Annotated in this window: 16 protein-coding genes; 10 read left to right on the forward strand and 6 right to left on the reverse strand. The window is 63.5% G+C overall.

Features of this window, described 5'->3' with window-relative positions; translation table 11 throughout:
• Window positions 1-1,524: 2-oxo acid dehydrogenase subunit E2 (locus B384_RS0110690; protein WP_019483110.1), on the reverse strand; the 1,524-nt coding region annotated here is incomplete at its 3' end.
• A 197-nt stretch (window positions 1,525-1,721) separates the two neighbouring features.
• Here B384_RS0110690 and B384_RS0110695 point away from each other — a divergent pair.
• From B384_RS0110695 to B384_RS0110720, 6 genes are all read left to right on the forward strand, one after another.
• Window positions 1,722-3,185: a GuaB1 family IMP dehydrogenase-related protein gene (locus B384_RS0110695; protein ID WP_019483111.1), complete on the forward strand. Its 1,464-nt coding sequence runs from the start codon at window positions 1,722-1,724 to the stop codon at window positions 3,183-3,185.
• Window positions 3,186-3,500: 315 nt separating this feature from the next.
• Entirely contained in the window at window positions 3,501-4,847 is a 1,347-nt protein-coding gene (locus B384_RS0110700; RefSeq protein ID WP_019483112.1) for a hemolysin family protein, read from the forward strand.
• The gene (locus B384_RS0110705) at window positions 4,844-5,938 is read left to right on the forward strand and encodes a hemolysin family protein (protein WP_019483113.1); all 1,095 of its coding nucleotides are present in this window, start codon (window positions 4,844-4,846) and stop codon (window positions 5,936-5,938) included. Before B384_RS0110700 ends, B384_RS0110705 begins: the two co-directional genes overlap by 4 nt.
• 110 nt (window positions 5,939-6,048) lie before the next feature.
• Complete coding sequence (locus B384_RS0110710) at window positions 6,049-7,092, forward strand: metal ABC transporter solute-binding protein, Zn/Mn family (RefSeq protein WP_026041120.1); 1,044 nt, start codon at window positions 6,049-6,051, stop codon at window positions 7,090-7,092.
• A 105-nt stretch (window positions 7,093-7,197) separates the two neighbouring features.
• Window positions 7,198-7,983, forward strand: coding sequence for a metal ABC transporter ATP-binding protein (locus B384_RS0110715; RefSeq protein WP_026041121.1), 786 nt, complete (start codon window positions 7,198-7,200; stop codon window positions 7,981-7,983).
• 2 nt (window positions 7,984-7,985) lie between these two features.
• Window positions 7,986-8,873, forward strand: a complete 888-nt coding sequence (locus B384_RS0110720; protein ID WP_019483116.1) for a metal ABC transporter permease — start codon at window positions 7,986-7,988, stop codon at window positions 8,871-8,873.
• Here B384_RS0110720 and B384_RS0110725 read toward each other — a convergent pair.
• Window positions 8,870-9,304 (reverse strand): Fur family transcriptional regulator, encoded by a 435-nt coding sequence (locus tag B384_RS0110725; protein ID WP_019483117.1) that lies wholly within the window; start codon window positions 9,302-9,304, stop codon window positions 8,870-8,872. The genes B384_RS0110720 and B384_RS0110725 overlap by 4 nt on opposite strands.
• 111 nt (window positions 9,305-9,415) lie before the next feature.
• Between B384_RS0110725 and B384_RS0110730 the strand changes: the two genes are divergently transcribed.
• The gene (locus tag B384_RS0110730; RefSeq protein ID WP_019483118.1) at window positions 9,416-10,075 is read left to right on the forward strand and encodes an MBL fold metallo-hydrolase; all 660 of its coding nucleotides are present in this window, start codon (window positions 9,416-9,418) and stop codon (window positions 10,073-10,075) included.
• Here the strand turns inward: B384_RS0110730 and B384_RS20180 are convergent.
• The gene (locus B384_RS20180; protein ID WP_083850912.1) at window positions 10,022-10,819 is read right to left on the reverse strand and encodes an alpha/beta fold hydrolase; all 798 of its coding nucleotides are present in this window, start codon (window positions 10,817-10,819) and stop codon (window positions 10,022-10,024) included. The two genes, B384_RS0110730 and B384_RS20180, sit on opposite strands and share 54 nt — an antisense overlap.
• Before the next feature lie 73 nt (window positions 10,820-10,892).
• Between B384_RS20180 and B384_RS0110740 the strand changes: the two genes are divergently transcribed.
• Window positions 10,893-11,588 carry a helix-turn-helix transcriptional regulator gene (locus B384_RS0110740; RefSeq protein ID WP_026041122.1) on the forward strand — a complete coding sequence of 232 codons (696 nt, stop codon included), beginning with the start codon at window positions 10,893-10,895 and terminating at the stop codon, window positions 11,586-11,588.
• Between the two features lie 65 nt (window positions 11,589-11,653).
• Here the strand turns inward: B384_RS0110740 and B384_RS0110745 are convergent, their stop codons facing one another.
• Both B384_RS0110745 and B384_RS0110750 read right to left on the reverse strand, forming a co-directional pair.
• Complete coding sequence (locus B384_RS0110745) at window positions 11,654-13,312, reverse strand: alkaline phosphatase D family protein (RefSeq protein ID WP_019483121.1); 1,659 nt, start codon at window positions 13,310-13,312, stop codon at window positions 11,654-11,656.
• A gap of 32 nt (window positions 13,313-13,344) precedes the next feature.
• A complete protein-coding gene (locus B384_RS0110750; RefSeq protein ID WP_019483122.1) occupies window positions 13,345-14,439 on the reverse strand; it encodes a pyridoxal-phosphate dependent enzyme in 1,095 nt (364 codons plus the stop codon).
• 136 nt (window positions 14,440-14,575) lie between these two features.
• On the opposite strand from B384_RS0110750, the gene B384_RS0110755 reads away from it, so the two are divergent.
• Together B384_RS0110755 and B384_RS0110760 are read left to right on the forward strand one after the other, a co-directional pair.
• Window positions 14,576-15,424 carry a sulfurtransferase gene (locus B384_RS0110755; RefSeq protein WP_019483123.1) on the forward strand — a complete coding sequence of 283 codons (849 nt, stop codon included), beginning with the start codon at window positions 14,576-14,578 and terminating at the stop codon, window positions 15,422-15,424.
• A gap of 121 nt (window positions 15,425-15,545) precedes the next feature.
• Window positions 15,546-15,977 carry an HIT family protein gene (locus B384_RS0110760; RefSeq protein WP_019483124.1) on the forward strand — a complete coding sequence of 144 codons (432 nt, stop codon included), beginning with the start codon at window positions 15,546-15,548 and terminating at the stop codon, window positions 15,975-15,977.
• Window positions 15,978-15,990: 13 nt separating this feature from the next.
• Here the strand turns inward: B384_RS0110760 and hrpA are convergent, their stop codons facing one another.
• Entirely contained in the window at window positions 15,991-19,938 is a 3,948-nt protein-coding gene (gene hrpA, locus B384_RS0110765; RefSeq protein WP_019483125.1) for an ATP-dependent RNA helicase HrpA, read from the reverse strand.
• Window position 19,939: the final 1 nt, after the last annotated feature.

Raw genomic sequence — 19,939 nt, forward strand, 5'->3', positions numbered from 1 at the left:
CCCGCCGGTGGGCCATTCACGGTCCAGATCCCACAGGGTCAACCCGTGGGTCCGTACATCGAGGTCGGCGTGCTTGCGCTGCACGTACTCCAGCGGGTTGGTGTCGGCCATCAGATGGCCGCGCACCCGGTACGCGTGGATCAGCTGCTGGATGCGGGCAACCTTGTTGATCTCATCCATCGGATCAACCTGGATGTCGGCGCTCCACCGCACCGGCTCGTAGGGAATCCGCAGGGCTTCGAAGATTTCGTCGTAGAAGTTCTGCTCGCCGAGCAGCAACTGGTGAATGATCCGCAGGAACTCGCCGCTGCCGGCACCCTGGATAACACGGTGGTCGTAGGTTGAGGTCAGGGTGATGGTCTTGCTGATCGCGTGCTGAGCGAGTGTCTTTTCGCTGGAGCCCTGGAACTCGGCGGGGTATTCGAGGGCGCCGGCACCGATGATGCAGGCTTGGCCCTTGGAGAGGCGCGGCACCGAGTGAACGGTACCGATCCCGCCCGGGTTGGTCAGCGAAACCGTTGTCCCTGCGTAGTCGTCGGCGCCGAGCTTTCCACCGCGGGCCTTCTTGACCAGCTCCTCGTAGGCGTGCCAGAAGTCCGAGAAGTTCATTGTCTCGGCCTTTTTGATGTTGGGCACCACCAGCAGGCGGGTCCCGTCAGGCTTCGGCATGTCGATGGCCAGGCCGAAGTTTACGTGCGCTGGCTGCACCGCTGCGGGCTTGCCGTCGACGACGTCGTAGTACACGTTCTGGGACGGGAACTGGGCCAGCGCCCGGATGATGGCGTACCCGATGATGTGGGTGAACGACACCTTGCCGCCGCGGGCCCGGGCCAGGTGGTTGTTGATGACCACCCGGTTGTCGATCAGGAGCTTGGCCGGAATGGCACGAACACTCGTGGCGGTGGGAACGGTCAGGCTGGCGTCCATATTTGTGGCAATGGCCTTGGCCGGGCCGCGCAGCACCTTGACGGTGTCCTCGTCCATGTCGGTGGTCCGGTCCGACTTGGGCAGCTGGGCAGGAATTGGCGTCGTCGAGGGCTTCTCGGCCTTGGCGTTGTCTGACTGCCTGGACACGGGCTTTTCGGCTCTTTCCTGGGCTGCCTTTTCGATCGCCCGATCAGCGTTGTCTTCGGCTCTGACCTCGGCCTTGGAATGGGTCTCTTTGGGAACCGGCGGCTTTGCCGATTCCTCGAAGCTGGCCGGAGACTCGCCCGACGCCTTGGGGGAGTTGGATTCGGCGTTTACCACGGGCAACTCGCGGGTGGCGGGGTTGTGGCCCAGATCGCCACTGCTGTTATCGATAGTGCTGTTATCGACACTGCTGGCGCTGGCTGTTTCGGCGCGGGGGGCGGTGTGGCGGCCGTTCTCGGACTTTGAGTCGTCGGCCGCGAAGGAATCGAACAGGGTCCACCATTTCTTGTCCACCGAGTTCCGGTCCTGCTGGAACTTTTCGTATAACTCGTCGACAAGCCACTCGTTTCCGCCGAATTCTTCAGGTAAACGGTGGTTGGGTTGTTCTGGCACTAGTAATACGCCTCTTCCGTAAGTTGCCCTGAGCCCGGTTCAGTCGCCTGCAGCGTGTTTTAAAGCGAGATAAAACTGTATACAGACCCGCAGTCAGTCTAATGACAGTCCGAGGTAACAAGCCAATCCCTCGAATGCTCGAAGTGTCTGGTGCAGCACATAGACTTTTTGCTGATGCCGATCCAGGAGTAACCCTCATGCGTTTTATCAATCAGCCAGCCACCGACCTCACCTATTCGGACGTTTTTCTGGTCCCCTCCGCTTCCGAAGTGATCTCCCGGTTTGATGTTGACCTGGCGAGCGACGATTCGACCGGAACCACCATTCCCCTGGTGGTGGCCAACATGACGGCTGTCACCGGGCGGCGGATGGTGGAAACGGTGGCGCGTCGAGGAGGGCTCGCGGTATTGCCGCAGGACATTCCTTCGGCGGTCATCGCCGAGGTTACCCAGTGGGTGAAGAGCCGGGACGCCGTTTACGAGACCCCGTTGCGCCTGAAGCCGGAGCACACGGTGATCGATGCGCTGCACCTGATGAACAAGCGCTCCCACGGGGCAGTGATGGTCGTGGACGAGCAAAATCGTTGCGTAGGAATAGTCCGGGCATCCGACTGTGAAGGGGTCGACCGTTTTGCTTCACTGGAGTCGGTGATGCGCACCAGCTTCATCAAGTTCGAGTCCTCCCGGTTCGAGGGCGACACCGCGGCGGGACTGCAACTCGCCTTCGAGGAACTCGACGCGGCGAGCACCAATCTTGCACCCGTCTCCCGTGACGGTGAATTGCTCGGCGTCCTGACCCGCACCGGTGCGCTCAGGTCGACGATCTATCGGCCGGCGCTCGACGCGAACGGCTCCCTTCGCGTCGCAGCAGCGGTGGGCATCAACGGCGACGTCGAGGCGAAGGCTGCTGAACTTCTCGACGCCGGCGTGGACGTGCTGGTGGTGGACACCGCCCACGGCCACCAGCGAAAGATGATCGACGCGCTGCGAGCCGTTAGAGGTGTCGTCAATGGCCTCGCGCGGCCAGTGCCCATCGTCGCGGGAAACGTGGTGAGCGCCGATGGCGTGCGTGACCTGGTGGAGGCCGGCGCCAACATTGTCAAGGTGGGAGTCGGCCCAGGTGCCATGTGCACCACCCGAATGATGACCGCGGTGGGACGCCCCCAGTTCTCCGCGGTCCATGAATGCTCTGAGGCGGCGCGCGAGCTCGGGGCGCAGGTCTGGGCCGACGGCGGTGTCAGGTATCCACGCGACGTTGCCCTGGCGCTCGCTGCGGGCGCCAGCCAGGTGATGATTGGCTCCTGGTTTGCTGGCACTTATGAGAGCCCTGGTGACCTGCAGACTGACAGCAGCGGCAGGCAATACAAGGAAAGCTTCGGCATGGCCTCCGCTCGTGCGGTCCAGAACCGGACCCAGCGCGACGACGTTTTCGCGCGAGCCAGGAAGGGCCTCTTCGAGGAGGGTATCTCCACCTCGAAAATGTACCTGGATCCGGCCCGGCCCGGGGTTGAGGATCTTCTGGACCTGATTACGGCGGGGCTACGCAGCTCGATGACATACGCAGGGGCACGTAGCCTGGCTGAATTCAGGGAGAACGCGGTGGTCGGGGTGCAGTCGGCCGCAGGTTACGAAGAGGGCAGGCCCCTGCCGCAGAGCTGGTAGAAACAGAACTGGCGCGGGCCGGTCCCTGATGTAAACTGAAGCTCTTATGGACAGTTCCTCTAGGGGCCGGCCCTCGATGCGTTCGCGGCATTTTCCCGCAAAACGGTCGACTTGCGCCGGCAGACCCCGCATTAATGCCCATCGCCAACTCCAGGCAGTATTGAGCCCCATCGAACCAGATCCCAACGGACCAAGCGTTTCCGGTGCCAGCTCAGCGGAGTCTTTATCGGAGCCTTCTAGACCGGTTGAGCCCGGGTCTTTTCGATGCCACCAGGATGATTTACACCATCAATTCCGGCTGGCGGTGAGTGCACCGTGGAAATCTATTTCCTGATAGCGGGCCTGCTACTGATCCTCGGTACTGGTTTTTTCGTCGCGGTCGAGTTCTCGCTCGTGGCGCTGGATCAGACCTACGTTCAACGGGCCGTTGACAATGGCGACAAGGGGGCTGTGCCCCTCCTCAAATGTCTGAAGTCGCTCTCCACCCAGCTCTCCAGCTGCCAGTTGGGAATTACCCTCACCACGCTGCTGACCGGTTACGTCATGGAACCGTCCGTCGGCCGCCTGATCCAGGGCCCGCTGAGCGCCATCGGTATCCCCGCCGCGATCCTCGGCACGGTCTCGCTGGTGATCGCGATGACACTCGCCACCCTGCTTTCAATGCTGATCGGCGAGCTGGTTCCGAAAAACCTGGCCATCGCCCTTCCGTTCAAGATCGGCAAGCTGCTGGCGCGGCCTCAGCTGATCTTCACCGGGGTGTTCAAACCGGCGATTGTGGTGCTGAACGGTTTTTCCAACCGTGTCCTGAACCTCTTTGGACTGGAAGCGAAAGAGGAAATCTCCGGCGCCCGCACCCCCTCGGAACTGTCCTCCCTGGTCCGCCGGTCGGCTGAGATGGGCACCCTCGACGCTGGCACCGCCAACTTCCTGGCCCGGACGTTCAGCTTCTCCGAACGGACCGCCGCCGACGTCATGACCCCGCGGATCCGGATGGAAACGATCGATTCGGATCAAACCGTGGCCGACGTCGTCGACCTGGCCCGTCGGACCGGCTTTTCCCGGTTCCCGCTGATCGCTGACTCACCCGACGACATTCGCGGCGTGGTCCACGTCAAGAAGGCAGTGGCGGTTCCCCGCAGCAAGCGTGCGGGGCTGCCAGCCGGGACCATCATGACCGAGGTGCTACGAGTGCCCGAGACGGTACACCTGGATTCCCTCCTGGCAGAGCTGCGTGAAGCGAATCTTCAGCTGGCGGTGGTGCTCGACGAGTACGGCGGCACTGCCGGCGTCGTCACCCTCGAGGATCTGGTCGAGGAGATTGTCGGCGAGGTCTCGGACGAACACGACAAGCTGAAACCTGGGGTGCTGCAGAGCGCTTCGGGTAACTGGTTCTTTCCGGGCCTGATGCGTCCGGACGAGGTCACCGAGCAGATTCCGCACCTCTCGGTACCCGACGAGGCTGGTTATGAAACCGTCGCCGGGTACATCATGGCCCAGCTGGGCCGGATTGCTGCCCCAGGTGACCGGGTCGATGTCCCCGAGGGGATCCTTGAGGTGGAACGTATGGATGGTCGTCGAATCGACCGGGTCAGCTTCATCCCGCTGCCCCCTGAAGATGAAACTGGCGGAGTATCAAACGCCGCAATGGAAGGTCAGCGATGAGCGACTGGGCCGGAATCGTATGGCTGATTGTCCTGTTGATCGGAAACGCCTTCTTCGTTGGCGCCGAATTCGCTGTCATGTCGGCGCGCCGCAGCCAGATTGAACCTCTGGCCGACCAGGGTTCCAAGCGTGCCAAAACTACGCTCTGGGCGATGGAGCACGTCTCGTTGATGCTCGCCTGCGCGCAGCTGGGCATCACCGTGTGCTCGCTGCTGATCCTGCAGGTCGCCGAACCCGCGATCCATCACCTCCTGGTGGTTCCGTTTGAATCAGTGGGGATCCCTGCGGGACCCGCTGACATCATCGCTTTCGCCATCGCCTTGCTGATCGTGACCTTCCTGCACGTCACGTTCGGCGAAATGGTCCCGAAGAACATTTCGGTATCCGTCGCCGATAAGGCTGCGCTTCTGCTGGCACCACCGCTCGTGATGATTGCGCGGGTGGTGAATCCCATTATTGGGTCGCTGAACTGGCTGGCGAACCATATTCTTCGGGCTATGCGCGTTGAGCCGAAGGACGAGGTGACCTCTTCGTTCACCCTTGAGGAAGTGCAGTCGATCGTTCAGGAATCCACTCGCCACGGGCTCGTTGACGACGGCTCCGGTCTGATTTCCGGCGCCCTCGAGTTCTCGGGCCAGACTGCCGGGACGGTCATGGTGCCGCTGGATGAGCTGGTGAGCGTCAGGACGGACTCCACCCCAGCAGAGTTCGAGAAGACTGTGGGGCGAACCGGATTCTCGCGGTTCGTGTTGATGGATGAGAACGACGTCCTCACCGGGTACATGCACCTCAAGGACATCATGTCGATTTCCGAGGAGATGTACTCCAAACCGATTACCGAAAACAAGGTCCGCACCCTTGCGAACCTGAGAATGGATGATGAGATCGAGACGGCGTTGACCACCATGCAACGCACCGGGTCCCACCTGGCTCGGGTACTGGGTCCCGACGGCGCAACCCACGGAGTCCTTTTCCTCGAGGATGTTATTGAGCAGCTGATCGGAGAGATCCGGGATGCCACGCAAAATCAGGGACACCGGCGGACTGGCTCCAGTGTGGACGAGCTCGGCCTCGACCGCAGCATTAGCTAGGCACCCGGCTTCGACAGCGTATCCCTCGATATGCGAATGATTCGCGTTTGCGTTAGACTCAGGGTCAGGAGTTATTGATCCAAGTTCCAATCACGTAGATCGAGGGATACATGCAACGTCTTTCCACCTCAACCGGCCTCCTCGGAGTAGCAGCGATGGCGCTGGCCCTGACCGGCTGCGGTCAGGCGGACAGCGGCAATGCTGCAGCCGACACCTCCGAGGATGGGATCCAGGTGGTTGCCTCCACCAATGTCTACGGAGACATCGCGCAGACCATCGGTGGAGAGAACGTCTCGGTGAAGTCGATTGTTGACAGCCTGGCGCAGGACCCGCACTCCTACGAGGCGACCGTTCAGGACAAGCTGGCGGTTTCCGAGGCCGACCTGCTGATCGAGAATGGTGGTGGGTACGACCCGTTCCTGCACCTGCTGGCCGACGAGGTGGAGATGGACCATGACTACCTGATCTCGGCAGTCAGCGAGTCAGGCTTCGAGGGCTTCGAGGAGGAGCACGAGGATGAGGGCGAGCATGCTGGTGAGGACGAGCATGCCGGTGAGTCGGCAGAGGAACATGCCGGTGAGTCGGCAGAGGAACATGCCGGTGAGTCGGCAGAGGAACATGCCCACGGCTCGGCGAATGAGCACGTCTGGTATGACCTGAACACCATGCGGGCCGTGGCCGCTGCGATTGGCGAGAAGCTGACCGCGCTGGATCCCGACAACGCCGGGGTGTACAGCGCCAATGTTGAGGAGTTTGACGCGGGCATCACCGCCCTGACCGAGCGGCTCTCGGAACTGGGTGAGGCCTCCGCAGGCCAAACTGTCGCAATCACCGAACCGGTCCCCGTCTACCTGCTCGAAGCGGCAGGGTTGGAGAACGTCACGCCGAATGGCTACAGTGAGGCGATTGAAGAGGGATCGGATGTCTCAATTGCCGTTCTGAACGAAATGATGAGCCTCATGGAGGACGAATCGCTGGCGTTCCTTGCCTATAATGAGCAAACTGAAAGTCCCCAGACCCAGACCGTTCGTGACGCCGCGGACGAGGCCGGGGTGGAAATCGTCAACTTCACGGAGACAGTGCCTGAGGGGGAAGACTTCCTGAGTTGGATGACTTCCAATGTGGACGGTATCGAGAGCGTCCTCGCCCCCTGATCAACTGATGGTGGAAACGCCACGCCACCTACCTTTTCGCTGGAGATGAACCTACTGGCTTTGACCCAAGACCACCGCACGGCCGAGCGGCCGGAAACAGCACCTATGGTTCGGCTCCGATCGGCGTCGCTCTCCTTCGGCGACCGTGTCCTCTGGCAGAATCTTGACCTCGATATCGGTAAGGGCGAGTTTTTCGCTGTCCTCGGCCCCAACGGTTCAGGGAAAACCAGTCTCCTGAAGGTCCTCCTGGGCCTTCAGCAACTTGACTCCGGCTCGGCGACCGTCAACGGCTCGGCGGTGCGTCGCGGCAGCCGCGACATCGGGTACATCCCCCAGCAGAAGTCCTTTCCGCCGGAAACCCCGCTGCGGGCCCGTGACCTGGTGGGCCTCGGCGTCGACGGTCACCGGTGGGGGCTCAGATGGAGGGGCCGGGACTACAACGCCACGGTCGATGCCCTGCTGGAAAAGGTGGGTGCCTCCTCCTATGCCGACGCGCCGGTCGGGCGGCTTTCCGGGGGAGAGCAACAGCGGCTGCGCGCAGCCCAGGCCCTCGCGACCAATCCGCAGGTGCTTCTCTGCGATGAACCGCTGCTCTCCCTTGATCTCCACCACCAGCAGGCAGTGAGCGGGTTGATCAACTCGCAGTGCCGGGTCAACGAGTCGGCAGTGGTTTTCGTGACGCATGAGATCAACCCGATCATCGACTACGTCGACCGGGTGCTTTATCTTGCCGAAGGCCAGTTCAGGGTCGGCGCACCGCACGAGGTAATGACCAGTGAAGTGTTGTCCGAGCTCTACAAAAGCAACGTCGAGGTCCTGCACAGCAAGGGCCGGATCATCGTCGTCGGGCTGCCCGATGACACCACCCACCATCACGCGGAAGGACACTGACAGTGGACCTGCAGGAGATCCTGACCGCAATCTTCAACTTCGACAACTACTCGGATCTGCTTCCTCTGGTGCAGAACTCGCTCTGGGCGGGCGCAGTGCTGGGGCTTCTCGGCGGGTTGATCGGCACGTTCGTGATGATGCGCGATCTCGCCTTCGCCGTCCACGGCATCGCCGAGCTGTCGTTTGCGGGCGCAGCGTTTGCCCTCCTCATCGGGGCGAATGTGATCTACGGATCCCTGGTGGGCTCAGTGCTCGCAGCGGTGGTCCTCGGCGTCATGGGGATCAGAGCGAGGGACCGGAACTCGATCATCGGTGTGATTATGCCCTTCGGTCTCGGCCTGGGCATCCTGTTCCTGGCGCTGTACGAAGGCCGCGCTGCCAACAAATTTGGCCTGCTGACTGGGCAGATTGTCTCGGTCGATGATGTCCAGCTGTCCCTGCTGGCGGGTTGCGCAGTGGCGGTGATGGTGGCGCTGCTCGCCATTTGGCGGCCGCTCACCTTTGCCAGCGCCGACGCCGACCTCGCCGAGGCTCGCGGCGTGCCGGTGCGGGGGCTCTCCATCATGTTCATGTTCCTGCTGGGCGTGTCGGTTGCGCTGTCCATTCAGGTGGTGGGAGCGCTGCTCGTCCTGGCCCTGCTCATCACCCCGGCAGCAGCGGCGCTGAAGGTGACGTCGTCGCCACGAATCGTGGTGTTGCTCAGCGTGATTTTTGCCTGTGTGTCAGTGGTCGGCGGGATCCTCCTGGCCCTGGGTGGCCGGATCCCCATCAGTCCCTACGTGACCACAATTTCCTTCGTGATCTACCTCGTCTGCCGGGGAATTAGCTGGCAGCGCGGAAGACGCACCGCCTCGACCACTTCAACACCAGCAGTGGTGCGCCCGGCCTAACCCGCAGCCCCGGCAGTGCAGGCCGGGCAGAGGCCGTAAATTTCAACGGTGTGGGCCACCTCGGTGTAGCCATACTCTTCAGCAATCCGTGCAGCCCATTTCTCAACGGCTGGCGCTTCGATCTCGACAGCGCGCCCGCAACTCCGGCAGAGCAAATGGTGATGGTGATGCGGGGCGTCGCACCGGCGATAGACGGCTTCGCCTTCGCCGTTGCGCAGCACGTCAACCAACCCGTCTTCGGACATCGACTGGAGAATCCGGTAGGTGGTGGCCAGTGACACCGCGTTGCCTGCCTCGTGCAGGCGCCGGTGAAGCTCCTGGGTGCTGACGAAATCGTCGAGCTTATCCAGCGCCGCGCTTACCGCCAGCCGCTGCTTGGTGACCCGTTGTTCCGGTCCCTTGCGTGCTGTCGGTTCTGCTGTTGGTGGCACTGACGGATCGCCTCCTGACGGCTCGGGTGTTACTGACTGTCGCGAATAAGGTTACCAGCGCTCAGCTGCCGGTCCTGTTGCTGCCGGGGTGGTCGGCGGTAGGCTGACGCGATGAAGCTCACCAAATTCACTCATGCCTGTGTCCGGTTGGAGAAAGACGGTGCCGTGCTCGTGATCGACCCGGGAACATTCTCGGAGGCCGAGACGGCACTGGCGGGGGCCCACGCGGTGCTGATCACCCATCAGCATGCTGACCACTTCGACGAGGAGAAGGTGGTGGCGGCGTTGCAACTGGACCAGTCACTGCTGATCTATGCACCAGCGAAGGTGGCCGGTATGTTGGCCGAACGGCTCGACGCCGGTGGCCTGGACCGGGTGCATACGGCCGAGCCCGAGCAGCGGTACAGTGTTGCAGGTTTTGAGGTGCAGACCTTCGGTGGTCAGCATGCGCTGATCCACCCGCATATTCCGATGGTGGCCAATATTGGGTACCTCATCGACGGTTCTCTCTACCACCCGGGCGATTCATTCATTGTCCCGCATGGCGTTGACGTGTCGACGGTTCTGGTGCCGGTGCACGCGCCGTGGTCCAAGACAGCCGAAGTGATCGATTTCGTCACTTCAGTGCGGGCGGCCCGGGCGTTCCAGATCCACGATGCGCTCCTCAACGAAACCGGTCTGCAGCTGGTCGAAGGCCATCTGGCGCGGATCGGAGGCCTATATGGCACCGAGTTCCGTCATCTTGCCCCCGGTGAGAGCGTGACGATCTAGGGCAGCGTCGGGTTGAGAAGCCGCTGACTGAATAGCCCTGGCGAGATCGCGGGGACGGCTCCACATAGGCCAATGCCCCGTCGGAAGGTCAATGACGTCGAGGTGCTCGATGGTCGGGACTTCGGCAAACATGGGATGGCCCGCGCGGGCAAGCTCGAGCACCTGCGCGCTCGGGATCGAGCAGCACACCAGGGTGGTCCGGACCTTGCGGCGGGCATCATTCGTGAGATCGACGGGCTGACGAAGCACGGGGCCGGGTTCGGGGACGGCCCGGGCCCGGAAACGCTCGAGGACCTCTGCGCTGAGGCCCTCGAGACTCGCCTGCTGTGCGAGGACGTCGAGGGGCGGCAGCGGAAGTTCCTTCAACTCCCCGGGGAGGTCTGGGGCGAAGGCGGTTCCCGTCGCCACAGGGCCGGAGTCGACCCACACCACTCGATGAACCAACTCAGGGTGTCGGTCAAGGACGAGGCTGACGGGGGCGTTCGCCCCCCTGTGAGCGACGAGAGTTGCGGGCTGATCCTCGGAAATCCCGAGTTGGGTGATGACATCCAGGACCGCTGCGGCCTGATCGTCGAGAGTCTTCGCCGCACGCTCGGGATCGTCCCCGTCAAGACCGGGCAGTGTCACCGCGATCGCACGAAAGTGGTCGGTGGTCAGGTGTTCAAGGACTTCATCCCACGCCCAGGCCCCCAGCCAGTGGCCGGCGATGAGAATGATGATCGGATTGCTTGTAGTAGTTGACATGCCTCAACCCTCGCAGGCACCCAAGACAACGGTGTGTCACTATTTATGTCATGAATTTGTCGGATGCTGAACTGTGAAACGAGTCGAACGGTTCCATGCATTATCCGAGATGTTGCGCCGCAGCGGTGCGCGCGGCGTTTCCGCTGAGCGGTTGGCGAGAGAGTTTGAGGTATCCGTGCGCACCATCAAGAGAGACCTCGATGCGTTAGAGAACAGCGGTGCGCCGATATGGTCCCGCCCAGGTCCGGGCGGTGGCTACGGATTGGTTGTAGAAGGATCCCTGCCGCCGGTCAGCCTGTCCCCAGCCCAGGCCGTGGCCCTCATGGCAGCCGTATCCGCTGCAGCCGATGCCCCCTACGCCGATCTGGCGGCAGCAGGTATCCAGAAGATTATGGACGTCCTCGATCCTAAAACCCGAGCCCGAGCCGACGAACTCGCTCACCGCGTCTGGATCAACGCGCTTCCCTCCTCTTCGCGCGCAACCAAGTCGGCGCTGGAGGAGGCGATGGCCGAGCGGGTACTCCGCATTTCCTACACATCGGGAGACGAGACCACGACCACCCGTGACGTTGAGCCAGTGCTGTTCGCGGCCACGAACGGCCAGTGGTACCTGGTGGGGTGGTGCCGACTGCGCAACGCAATGCGATGGTTCACCGTGTCTCGCATCGAACGAGCCAGCGTAACCAGGACGGCTTGCGTCGGCCATAGCATCCACGAGGTTGGAGAACCCCCAGCGAACGCCAGACCGGTGCATGCTCGGAGCGGGTGAGTCACTCAATCAGCCGCTCCGGTCAGTACATCCAACGCAGTGACGGATTCCAACTCCGTGATGAGCTAGTTCCGCGGTGAGACGGTCACCGTGGAGACCTCTTCCAACCGGGGTGAGAGGTGGTCGCCGTCGACCACCACCCCGCGCTCCCACCAGAACCGCAGACCAGCTGGGCCGTCTTCGAGGCCGGCCAGGTTGTTGTCGAACCAGGGGCCTTTCAGCCCGGACCAGCGGAAGGGCGGACTCGGCACCTTCGCCGACCGGGCCACCAGTGCCCCCACCGGGCTTGCGACGCCGTAGGACAGGATGGCGGTAGCAAAACGCATGGAGCGGGGGAGCGGGTTGCGGATCGGCGAACAGACCGCCTGGATGATCCGGCTCCCGGAGGTGCGCTCCACCTCGGAGACATACGAGAAGTGCACGTCCCCCGACAGGAAGGTGACGGTTTCGGGTGCCTTGCCGCGTTTCCCATCTGCCACCTCAACCGCCATCGTCGCCACTTGCCGGAAGCTTCGCTGGAACGCACCCCAGTGCTCCAGATCCACAGTGCGCCGCATCTTTTCGCCGATCTTCGCCCCAAACCTGCCCCAGGCGCCGTCGGCGAGTGCCTCGTTCCAGGCTTCGATGTGGTGCAAACCCGCAGGGAGCAGGAACGGCAGCGAGGTGGCGATCAGCAGATGCCGGAAGCCGCCCTGCATTTGTCCATCCAGCCACTTCATTTCCCGGTCGTCGAGGATTGACCGCTGGGCGGGGTCGAGTACCCGGCCCGCACGGGAGTCCAGGACCATCAGTCGGACGTCACCAATTTCCCTGGCAAAGCTCCACCGATAGGTGGACGGCTCCTGATTGGCCCGGTCAGCGAACTGGTCCAGCACGTTGCTGATGTCCAGTTCCGTCTCGCCGTCGTGCGAGCTGATCAACTGCCAGATCTCGTCCTGGTCCCGGTGCTCGGGTGAAAGATTGCCCAGGTGCTGGTGCACCCAGTAGGAAGCCAGCCCCGAGACGATCCGGCCCTGCCACCAGGAGGTAGCCTCCATCGCGTGCTTCCAGGCCAGGGAGGTGTTCCAGTCGTCCCGAATGTCGTGGTCGTCGAAAATCATTGCGCTGGGCAGGGTGGACAGGAGCCAGCGGTTGGCGTCGTCGGACCACGCCAGGTTGTACAGGTGGGCGTACTCCTCATAGTCCTTGAGCTCCTCCCCGGGCTCCTCGTCAATGTCCCGGCGCGCCTTAATGAACTCCTGCATCGCGTCGCTCGTCACATCCGCGTACACCTGGTCGCCCAGGAACACCACCAGATCGGGCCAGGCGACGTCGTCCACTCCCGCGGCCATCTGCAGGGCGTAGGCACGCATCGAATCGACACCGTGTTTACTGTTTCCCGCTTCGTTGTGGGGGACACTGGTCCGGCACGAACCGAACGCCATTTTGATGGGCTTGTCAGGGGTCAGCGTCGCAATCATTGACGGCGGGTACGCTGACCCTTCCACGGGCCACACCTGCTCCCCATCGATCGACACCGTGTAGGCGGTGACGCTTCCCGGTTCCAGACCGTTAGCCTCCACCAGGGCGTAGTGGTGGCCATGCACACCGAACGTCCGGGCAGTCCAGGACTGGTCACCGGCCGTCACCGTGACCCGTGCAGTCTGGCGGGTTTCCACCCAGATGCTGGCCGAGGTCAGATCGACGTAGCGCATCATGGGGCCAAGTACCAGGGAATCAGTCATTATTCAGTTCTACCCGGTTCCCGAGACCGCCGCTATCTGGCAGGTTCACCGGGCCAGCTCCCGGTGACAAAGAAGCGCTCCAGCACTGCCAGGTAGGGGGCTGGATCCAGGTTCCGCGCTGCCAGCCAGGCGTCGTCGTCGTAGGACCCGGTGTATCTGGTGCCGGCGTCGCACATCAGCGAGACAATACTGCCGCGGCGACCCTGGCCGATCATGTCCGCGATCAGCCCCCAGACTCCCCACAGGTTGGTGCCGGTTGACGGGCCCGCATGCAGGCCGGTGAGCTGGCGTAGGTGGCGCATCGCCGCGACCGACGCGGCGTCGGGGACCTGAATCATGTGGTCAATGACGCCGGGTACAAAACTTGGTTCCAGCCGCGGCCGTCCGATGCCCTCAATCCGGGAAGGACTCCCCGCCGCCGCGGTGCCGGGGGTACGCCAGGCCGGATAAAAGGCCGAGTTCTCCGGGTCGACCACGGCCAGCCGGGTGTGGTGGCGCTGGTACCTGATGTAACGCCCGATGGTGGCGCTGGTGCCGCCGGTCCCGGCGCCCACCACGATCCAGTCGGGAACCGGATGCTGCTCCAGGGCCAGCTGCCCGAAAATCGACTCGGCGATGTTGTTGTTGCCACGCCAGTCCGTTGCCCGCTCAGCGTAGGTGAATTGATCCATGTAGTGGCCGCCAGTCGTGGCGGCAAGGCCTGCTGCGGCGGCGTAAACCTCGGAGGCGTGGTCAACGAAGTGGCAGGCGCCGCCATACTGTTCGATCTGGTCGATCTTTTCCTTGCTCGTGGTGCGGGTCATCACAGCGATGAACGGCAGGTCCAGAAGTTGCGCGAAGTACGCTTCGGAAACCGCCGTCGACCCGCTGGACGCCTCAACGACCGTCGTATGCTCGTTGATCCAGCCGTTGACCAGTCCGAACAGGAAGAGCGACCGAGCCAATCGGTGTTTGAGGCTGCCTGTCCGGTGGGTCGACTCGTCCTTCAGGAACAGGTCGACTCCCCAGTGTTCAGGCAGGGGGACGGCGTAGAGATGGGTGTCGGCTGACCGGTTGTTTTCAGCCTCGATCCGGCGGATGGCCTCAGCAGCCCAGGACCGGTTGGAGAGGGGGCTCAGGATGTTCACTGGTTCAGCCTACCGGGCCGCCCAACGGAGGGGCGGAAAGTCGTTGGCGGCGAGATTGGAGTACCGGCCCGGGCTGTGGTGGACTGGATTGCATCAGGTCCGGCAGTGTTGCCGGTCACATTAAAAGGAGATCTTGATGAAGACTCTGATGGACGTGCAGACCCTGCGGGACCGGATGACCTCCGGCCTGCAGACGGTTCTGCTGGATGTCCGCTGGGCGTTGGGCGATCCCCACGGCCACGGTCATTACCAATCAGCCCACATCCCCGGCGCCGTGTACGTTGACCTCGAAGCCACACTGAGCGGTGAACCGTCGGCGCGGGAGGGCAGGCACCCGCTGCCTGGCCTCGAGCAACTGCAGGAAGCCGCCCGGCAGTGGGGCATCAACGACGGCGACGTGGTGGTGGCCTATGACAATTCAGGCAATACCTCTGCCGCCCGGCTCTGGTGGTTGCTGCGGTGGGCGGGTCTCGACACGGTGCAGCTGCTCGACGGTGGCCTCGCCGCCTGGGTCGACGCCGGGTACGAGGCTGAAGGGGGTGAGGAACAGCACTGCCTCGGCGAGGTGGAGCTGGGCCTCGACGAAGAGGGCGGCAGTGGTGCAATGCCGGTCACCGACATCGATGGTGTGCAGGGCATCGCCGAGCACGGTGTGCTGCTGGACGCGCGTGCCGGAGAGCGTTTCCGCGGCGAGGTGGAACCACTCGACCCCAAAGCCGGCCACATTCCGGGTGCGGTGAGTGCGCCCACCAGCGAGAATCTTGCCCCCGACCAAAGGTTCAAGACACCCGCCGATCTGCGCCGGCGCTTCGAAGCCTTTGGCGTCAACGACGCCGTCGACGTCGCAGTGTACTGCGGATCGGGCATTACCGCCGCCCACCAGATCGCTGCCCTGGAAATCGCCGGCTACCCGGCGGCGCTTTATCCGGGGTCCTGGTCCCAATGGTCATCCCGCTCGGACCTGCCGGTCGCCACCGGCGCCTAACCCGACCACCCACCCCGACCATCGGGTCAACACACCCCACCATCGAGTCAACACAAAGAGCCGATTTTCGACGTGAAACCCGTTATCTGTGTTGACTCGATCCGGAACTGAAGGAGTTTGCATGAGTACCCTGTTCACCAAGATCATCGACGGCGACATTCCGGGGCGCTTCGTCTGGAAGGACGACGACGTCGTCGCGTTCCTCACGATCGCTCCGCTCACCGACGGGCATACCCTGGTGCTGCCCCGTCAGGAGGTGGCGCACTGGGTGGAGGCGGAACCTGAGCTGCTGGGCAAGGTGATGGCGGTCGCCCAGACCATCGCGAAGGCGCAAACCGCCGCGTTCTCGGCGAAACGGGTGGGAGTGCTGATGGAGGGGTACGAGGTACCGCACCTGCACGTCCATGTCTGGCCGACGCAGAGCGCCAGCGACTTCGACGTTCACGCGGTCGACCACAACCCGGATCCGGCCCGGCTCGACGCCAACGCTGACGCGCTGCGGGGAGCCCTGCGGTCGGCCGGGCACGGCGAGCACGTACCAACCGACGGATAGCGGCAGCCTTTAGCTACCCGGTCGAGCCCACCCCGGTGCGCTGCGCGGCCATGGCCTCGCCGATGGCCGCACGGATCCGCTTCTCCGAAACGGTGTACGCGGTGCCGAGCTCCTGCGCGAACAGACTGATTCTCAGTTCCTCGAGCATCCAGCGCACCCGCAGCAACGCGGGAGGCGTCTTCCGGCCAGTGGGAACGAGGGCGGCGACGGCGTCGTCGTACTCGTCCTCCAGGCGTTGGACCACAGCCGTGCCCAGCGAATCGCGCTGCACGTTGCCGGCCAGCTTGGCGACCCGGGTCTCAATGCCGGTCAGGTAGCGGGGCAGGTGACTGAGCTGGGTGTAGCCGGTTTTCGCCACGAACCCCGGGTAGACGAGCTGTTCCAGCTGACTCCGGACGTCGTTCAGCGCGGTGATCAGGGCGAGGCTGGTGGAGCCCTTGAGTTGCTTCTCGATCCGGCGGGTGCTGGACAGGATCCTTTCAACCGTGGCGGTGACAGTGAAGACCGTGTCGATGAGTTCGGCCCGCACGGTTTCGTAAAGGGAGTTGAACTCGGCCTCGGTCCAGGGCAGTGCCTCGGGGGTCAGCTTGTCGACCGCCGCGAGTGTGCAGTCCTCGATCAGTCCCGCAACGCTGCCATGCGGGTTCTGGCTGAAGGTGAGCTTCTCGGCGTTGCTGAGATGCTCCAGCACATACTTGGCGGGGCTGGGAACGCGCACCACGAGGAGTCGGATCACTCCGTCGCGCATTGACGCACCCTGCTCGGCCGGGTTGGGGAAGACGGCGAGTCCGGCGGCGGTACCCTCGTCGGTCAACGCCGGGTAGCCCGTCACCGTGTGTCCGTTCACCAGCCGGGTCACCTGCCGGGGAAGGTCGCCAAACGTCCACGACGTCAGGCCGGACCGCTCGGTGATCCCGATGCCCACGGGATGGGCTGGCTGGGACTGCGCCGGTTGGGACTTTGCTGCTGACGTCGCGCGGGCGGGTGCCTTTGCCGGCCGGGTGGTAGCGGGTGTGGCACCGAGGGATTCGGCAATCGCGCGGCGTGTTTGCGGCGCCAGTCGTTCCTGCAGGGCGGCAAGGTCGGTCCCCTCGTCGAGGATCTTGCCCTGGCCGTCAATCACCTGGAAGCTCATCAGGAGGTGTTCGGGAAGGACGCTCCGGTTCCACGACCCGGGGGCGATGACGTGGCCCTTCAACCGGCGGAGTACCAGTTCCAGGGACTCCTCAAGGTCGGCGCGTGCCGGGTCGAAGTCGGTGTGCAGCGCAGCGACGGCGCTGCGCGCCACATCGGGGGCGGGGATGAAGTTCTTGCGGACCTGCTTGGGTAGCGACTTGATCAGGGCTGTCACCAGTTCCACCCGGAGCCCCGGAATCTGCCAGTGGAACGGCCGGGCGTCGAGTTGGTTCAGGAACACCACGGGAATTTGCACCGTCACGCCGTCGGACGCGCCCTGCACACCGGGGGAGAACTCGTAGCTCAGCGGCAGTTCGAAGCTTCCCTGGTGCCAGATTTTGGGGAACGCTGATTCGTCCAGGTCGCTGTTTTCGGCGAGCAGGTCACCGGGCAGGAAGTCGAGCAGGTCCGGCTGGCGGTGACGGGTGTCCTTCCACCAGGAATCGAAGTGCCGCTCGGACACCACCTCGGGTCCTACGCGGGCGTCATAGAACTCGAAGAGGGTCTCGTCGTCGACCATCAGGTCGCGGCGGCGCAGCCGGTTTTCCAGCTCCTCAATCTCAGCGAGGCGTGCCTTGTTGCGGTGGAAGAATTTGTGGTGGGTTTTCCAGTCGCCCTCGACCAGGGCATGCCTGATGAACATGTCGCGGGCAACCTCGCGGTCGATCCGCCCATAGTTGACCCGGCGCTGCGGGATGATCGGGACGCCATACAGGGTGACCTTCTCATGGGCCATCACCGCCCCCATCTTCCGGGACCAGTGCGGCTCGCTGTAGCTGCGCTTCACCAGGTGCGGCGCCACGTCTTCGGCCCAGAGGGGGTCGAATTTGGCGGCCACCCGCGCCCAGAGGCGTGAGGTCTCCACCAGTTCGGCCGCCATCACCCAGTCGGGCGACTTTTTGAACAAGGCGCTGCCGGGGAACACAGCGAACCGGGTACCCCGCGCACCGGCATACTCACGCTTGCGCTGATCGTAGAGGCCGATGTGGCTGAGCAGGCCCGCGAGCAGGCTGATATGGATTGCGGTGTCGTTGCCCACCGGGTCGACGGGGTCGGGCGAGAGGGTGATCCCCAGCGGTTTGGCCAACTGGCGAAGCTGGGCGAACAGGTCCTGCCACTCGCGGACCCGCAGATAGTTGATGAACTCGTTGCGGCACAGTTTGCGGAACTGGGTCGACGACAGTTCCTTCTGCTGTTCCTGCAGGTACCGCCACAGGTTCAGGTATCCGGTGAAGTCCGAATTCTCGTCGAGGAACCGTTTGTGCATTGCTGTCGCGGTTTGCAGCTTGGCGCCCTGATCGGCCTGTGGACGCTCACGCGGATCCTGGATGGTCAGGGCCGCGGCGAGGACCATTACTTCCTTGGCGCAGCCACGCTGGCCGGCCTCCACGATCATGCGGCCCAGCCGCGGGTCAACCGGCAGCTGGGCGAGTTTCCGGCCAACTGCCGAGATGCCTCCCGAAGCCTCCAGCGCACCGAGCTCCTTCAGGAGCGTGACGCCGTCGTTGATCGCCTTCGAGTCCGGAGGCTCAACAAAGGGGAAGTCGGCGACATCCTTCGGCCCACGGGTGACGCCCATGGCGGTCATTTGCAAGATGACCGCCGCCAGGTTGGTACGCAGGATCTCGGGGTCGGTGAACGGGCGGCGGGCCTCGAAGTCCTCCTGCGAATAGAGGCGGATGGCGATGCCATCCGAAACCCTGCCGCAGCGGCCGGAGCGCTGGTTGGCGGAAGCCTGGGATACCCGCTCGATCGGGAGCCGCTGCACCTTGGTGCGGTGAGAGTACCGCGAAATCCTGGCGGTACCCGTATCAATCACGTACTTGATCCCGGGAACGGTCAGGGAGGTTTCAGCAACGTTGGTGGCGAGGATGATCCTGCGTCCCGGGCCGGAAGGCTTGAAGACCCGGTGCTGTTCCTGCAGCGACAATCTGGCGAACAACGGCAGGATGTCGGTGCCCTTCAGCCGTGGGTTGACCTGCACCCGGGCGCGGAGGGCATCGGCGGCGTCACGGATCTCGCGCTCACCGGAGAAAAACACCAGGATGTCGCCGGGTGCTTCCCGAGCCAGCTCGTCGACGGCGTCGCACACGGCGTCAAGAGGGTCGCGGTCCTCCTCCTGATCGCCCGGGTCGGCGCTGTCGTCAGCCTCGCCGGCCGGCTGGGTCAACGGGCGGTACCGGATTTCCACCGGGTAGGTCCGTCCGGAAACCTCGATGATCGGTGCAGGCTGCTTGACGCTGACGGCCTCGTCGGCCGCGAAGTGCGCGGCGAAGCGTTCAGGATCGATGGTGGCCGAGGTGATGATGAGCTTCAGGTCGGGTCGCTGCGGGAGGATCCGCTTCAGATACCCGAGGATGAAGTCGATGTTGAGGCTGCGCTCATGGGCCTCGTCGATGATGATGGTGCTGTACTTTTTCAGCAGTCGGTCGTGCTGGATTTCCGCCAGCAGGATGCCATCGGTCATCAACTTGATCTTGGTGCTGCGGCTGACCTCGCCGGTAAACCGCACCTGGAAGCCCACTTCGGCCCCCACCTTGACGTCCAACTCCTCGGCAATACGTTCCGCAACGGTGCGGGCGGCGAGGCGTCGTGGCTGGGTGTGCCCGATCAGGCCGTTTTCGGCGAGTCCCAGTTCCACACACATTTTCGGAATCTGGGTGGTTTTGCCGGAGCCGGTCTCGCCAGCAATGATCGTCACCTGGTTCGCGGCGATCGCGGCCATAATGTCAGCGCGTCGCTCGGAAACCGGCAGTTCAGGGGGATAGGAGATAGTCAGTGCCATG

It is taken from the genome of Arthrobacter sp. TB 23 (assembly GCF_000294595.1).
GTDB lineage: Bacteria > Actinomycetota > Actinomycetes > Actinomycetales > Micrococcaceae > Arthrobacter_D.

Excerpts from the sequence above, each read along its gene's own strand:
- B384_RS0110730 (WP_019483118.1), top strand. The coding sequence starts at position 9,416 with ATGAAGCTCACCAAATTCACTCATGCCTGTGTCCGGTTGGAGAAAGAC.
- hrpA (WP_019483125.1), bottom strand. The coding sequence starts at position 19,938 with ATGGCACTGACTATCTCCTATCCCCCTGAACTGCCGGTTTCCGAGCGA.
- B384_RS0110715 (WP_026041121.1), top strand. The coding sequence starts at position 7,198 with ATGGTTCGGCTCCGATCGGCGTCGCTCTCCTTCGGCGACCGTGTCCTC.
- B384_RS0110745 (WP_019483121.1), bottom strand. The coding sequence starts at position 13,312 with ATGACTGATTCCCTGGTACTTGGCCCCATGATGCGCTACGTCGATCTG.
- B384_RS20180 (WP_083850912.1), bottom strand. The coding sequence starts at position 10,819 with ATGTCAACTACTACAAGCAATCCGATCATCATTCTCATCGCCGGCCAC.
- B384_RS0110755 (WP_019483123.1), top strand. The coding sequence starts at position 14,576 with ATGAAGACTCTGATGGACGTGCAGACCCTGCGGGACCGGATGACCTCC.
- B384_RS0110695 (WP_019483111.1), top strand. The coding sequence starts at position 1,722 with ATGCGTTTTATCAATCAGCCAGCCACCGACCTCACCTATTCGGACGTT.
- B384_RS0110710 (WP_026041120.1), top strand. The coding sequence starts at position 6,049 with ATGCAACGTCTTTCCACCTCAACCGGCCTCCTCGGAGTAGCAGCGATG.
- B384_RS0110760 (WP_019483124.1), top strand. The coding sequence starts at position 15,546 with ATGAGTACCCTGTTCACCAAGATCATCGACGGCGACATTCCGGGGCGC.
- B384_RS0110705 (WP_019483113.1), top strand. The coding sequence starts at position 4,844 with ATGAGCGACTGGGCCGGAATCGTATGGCTGATTGTCCTGTTGATCGGA.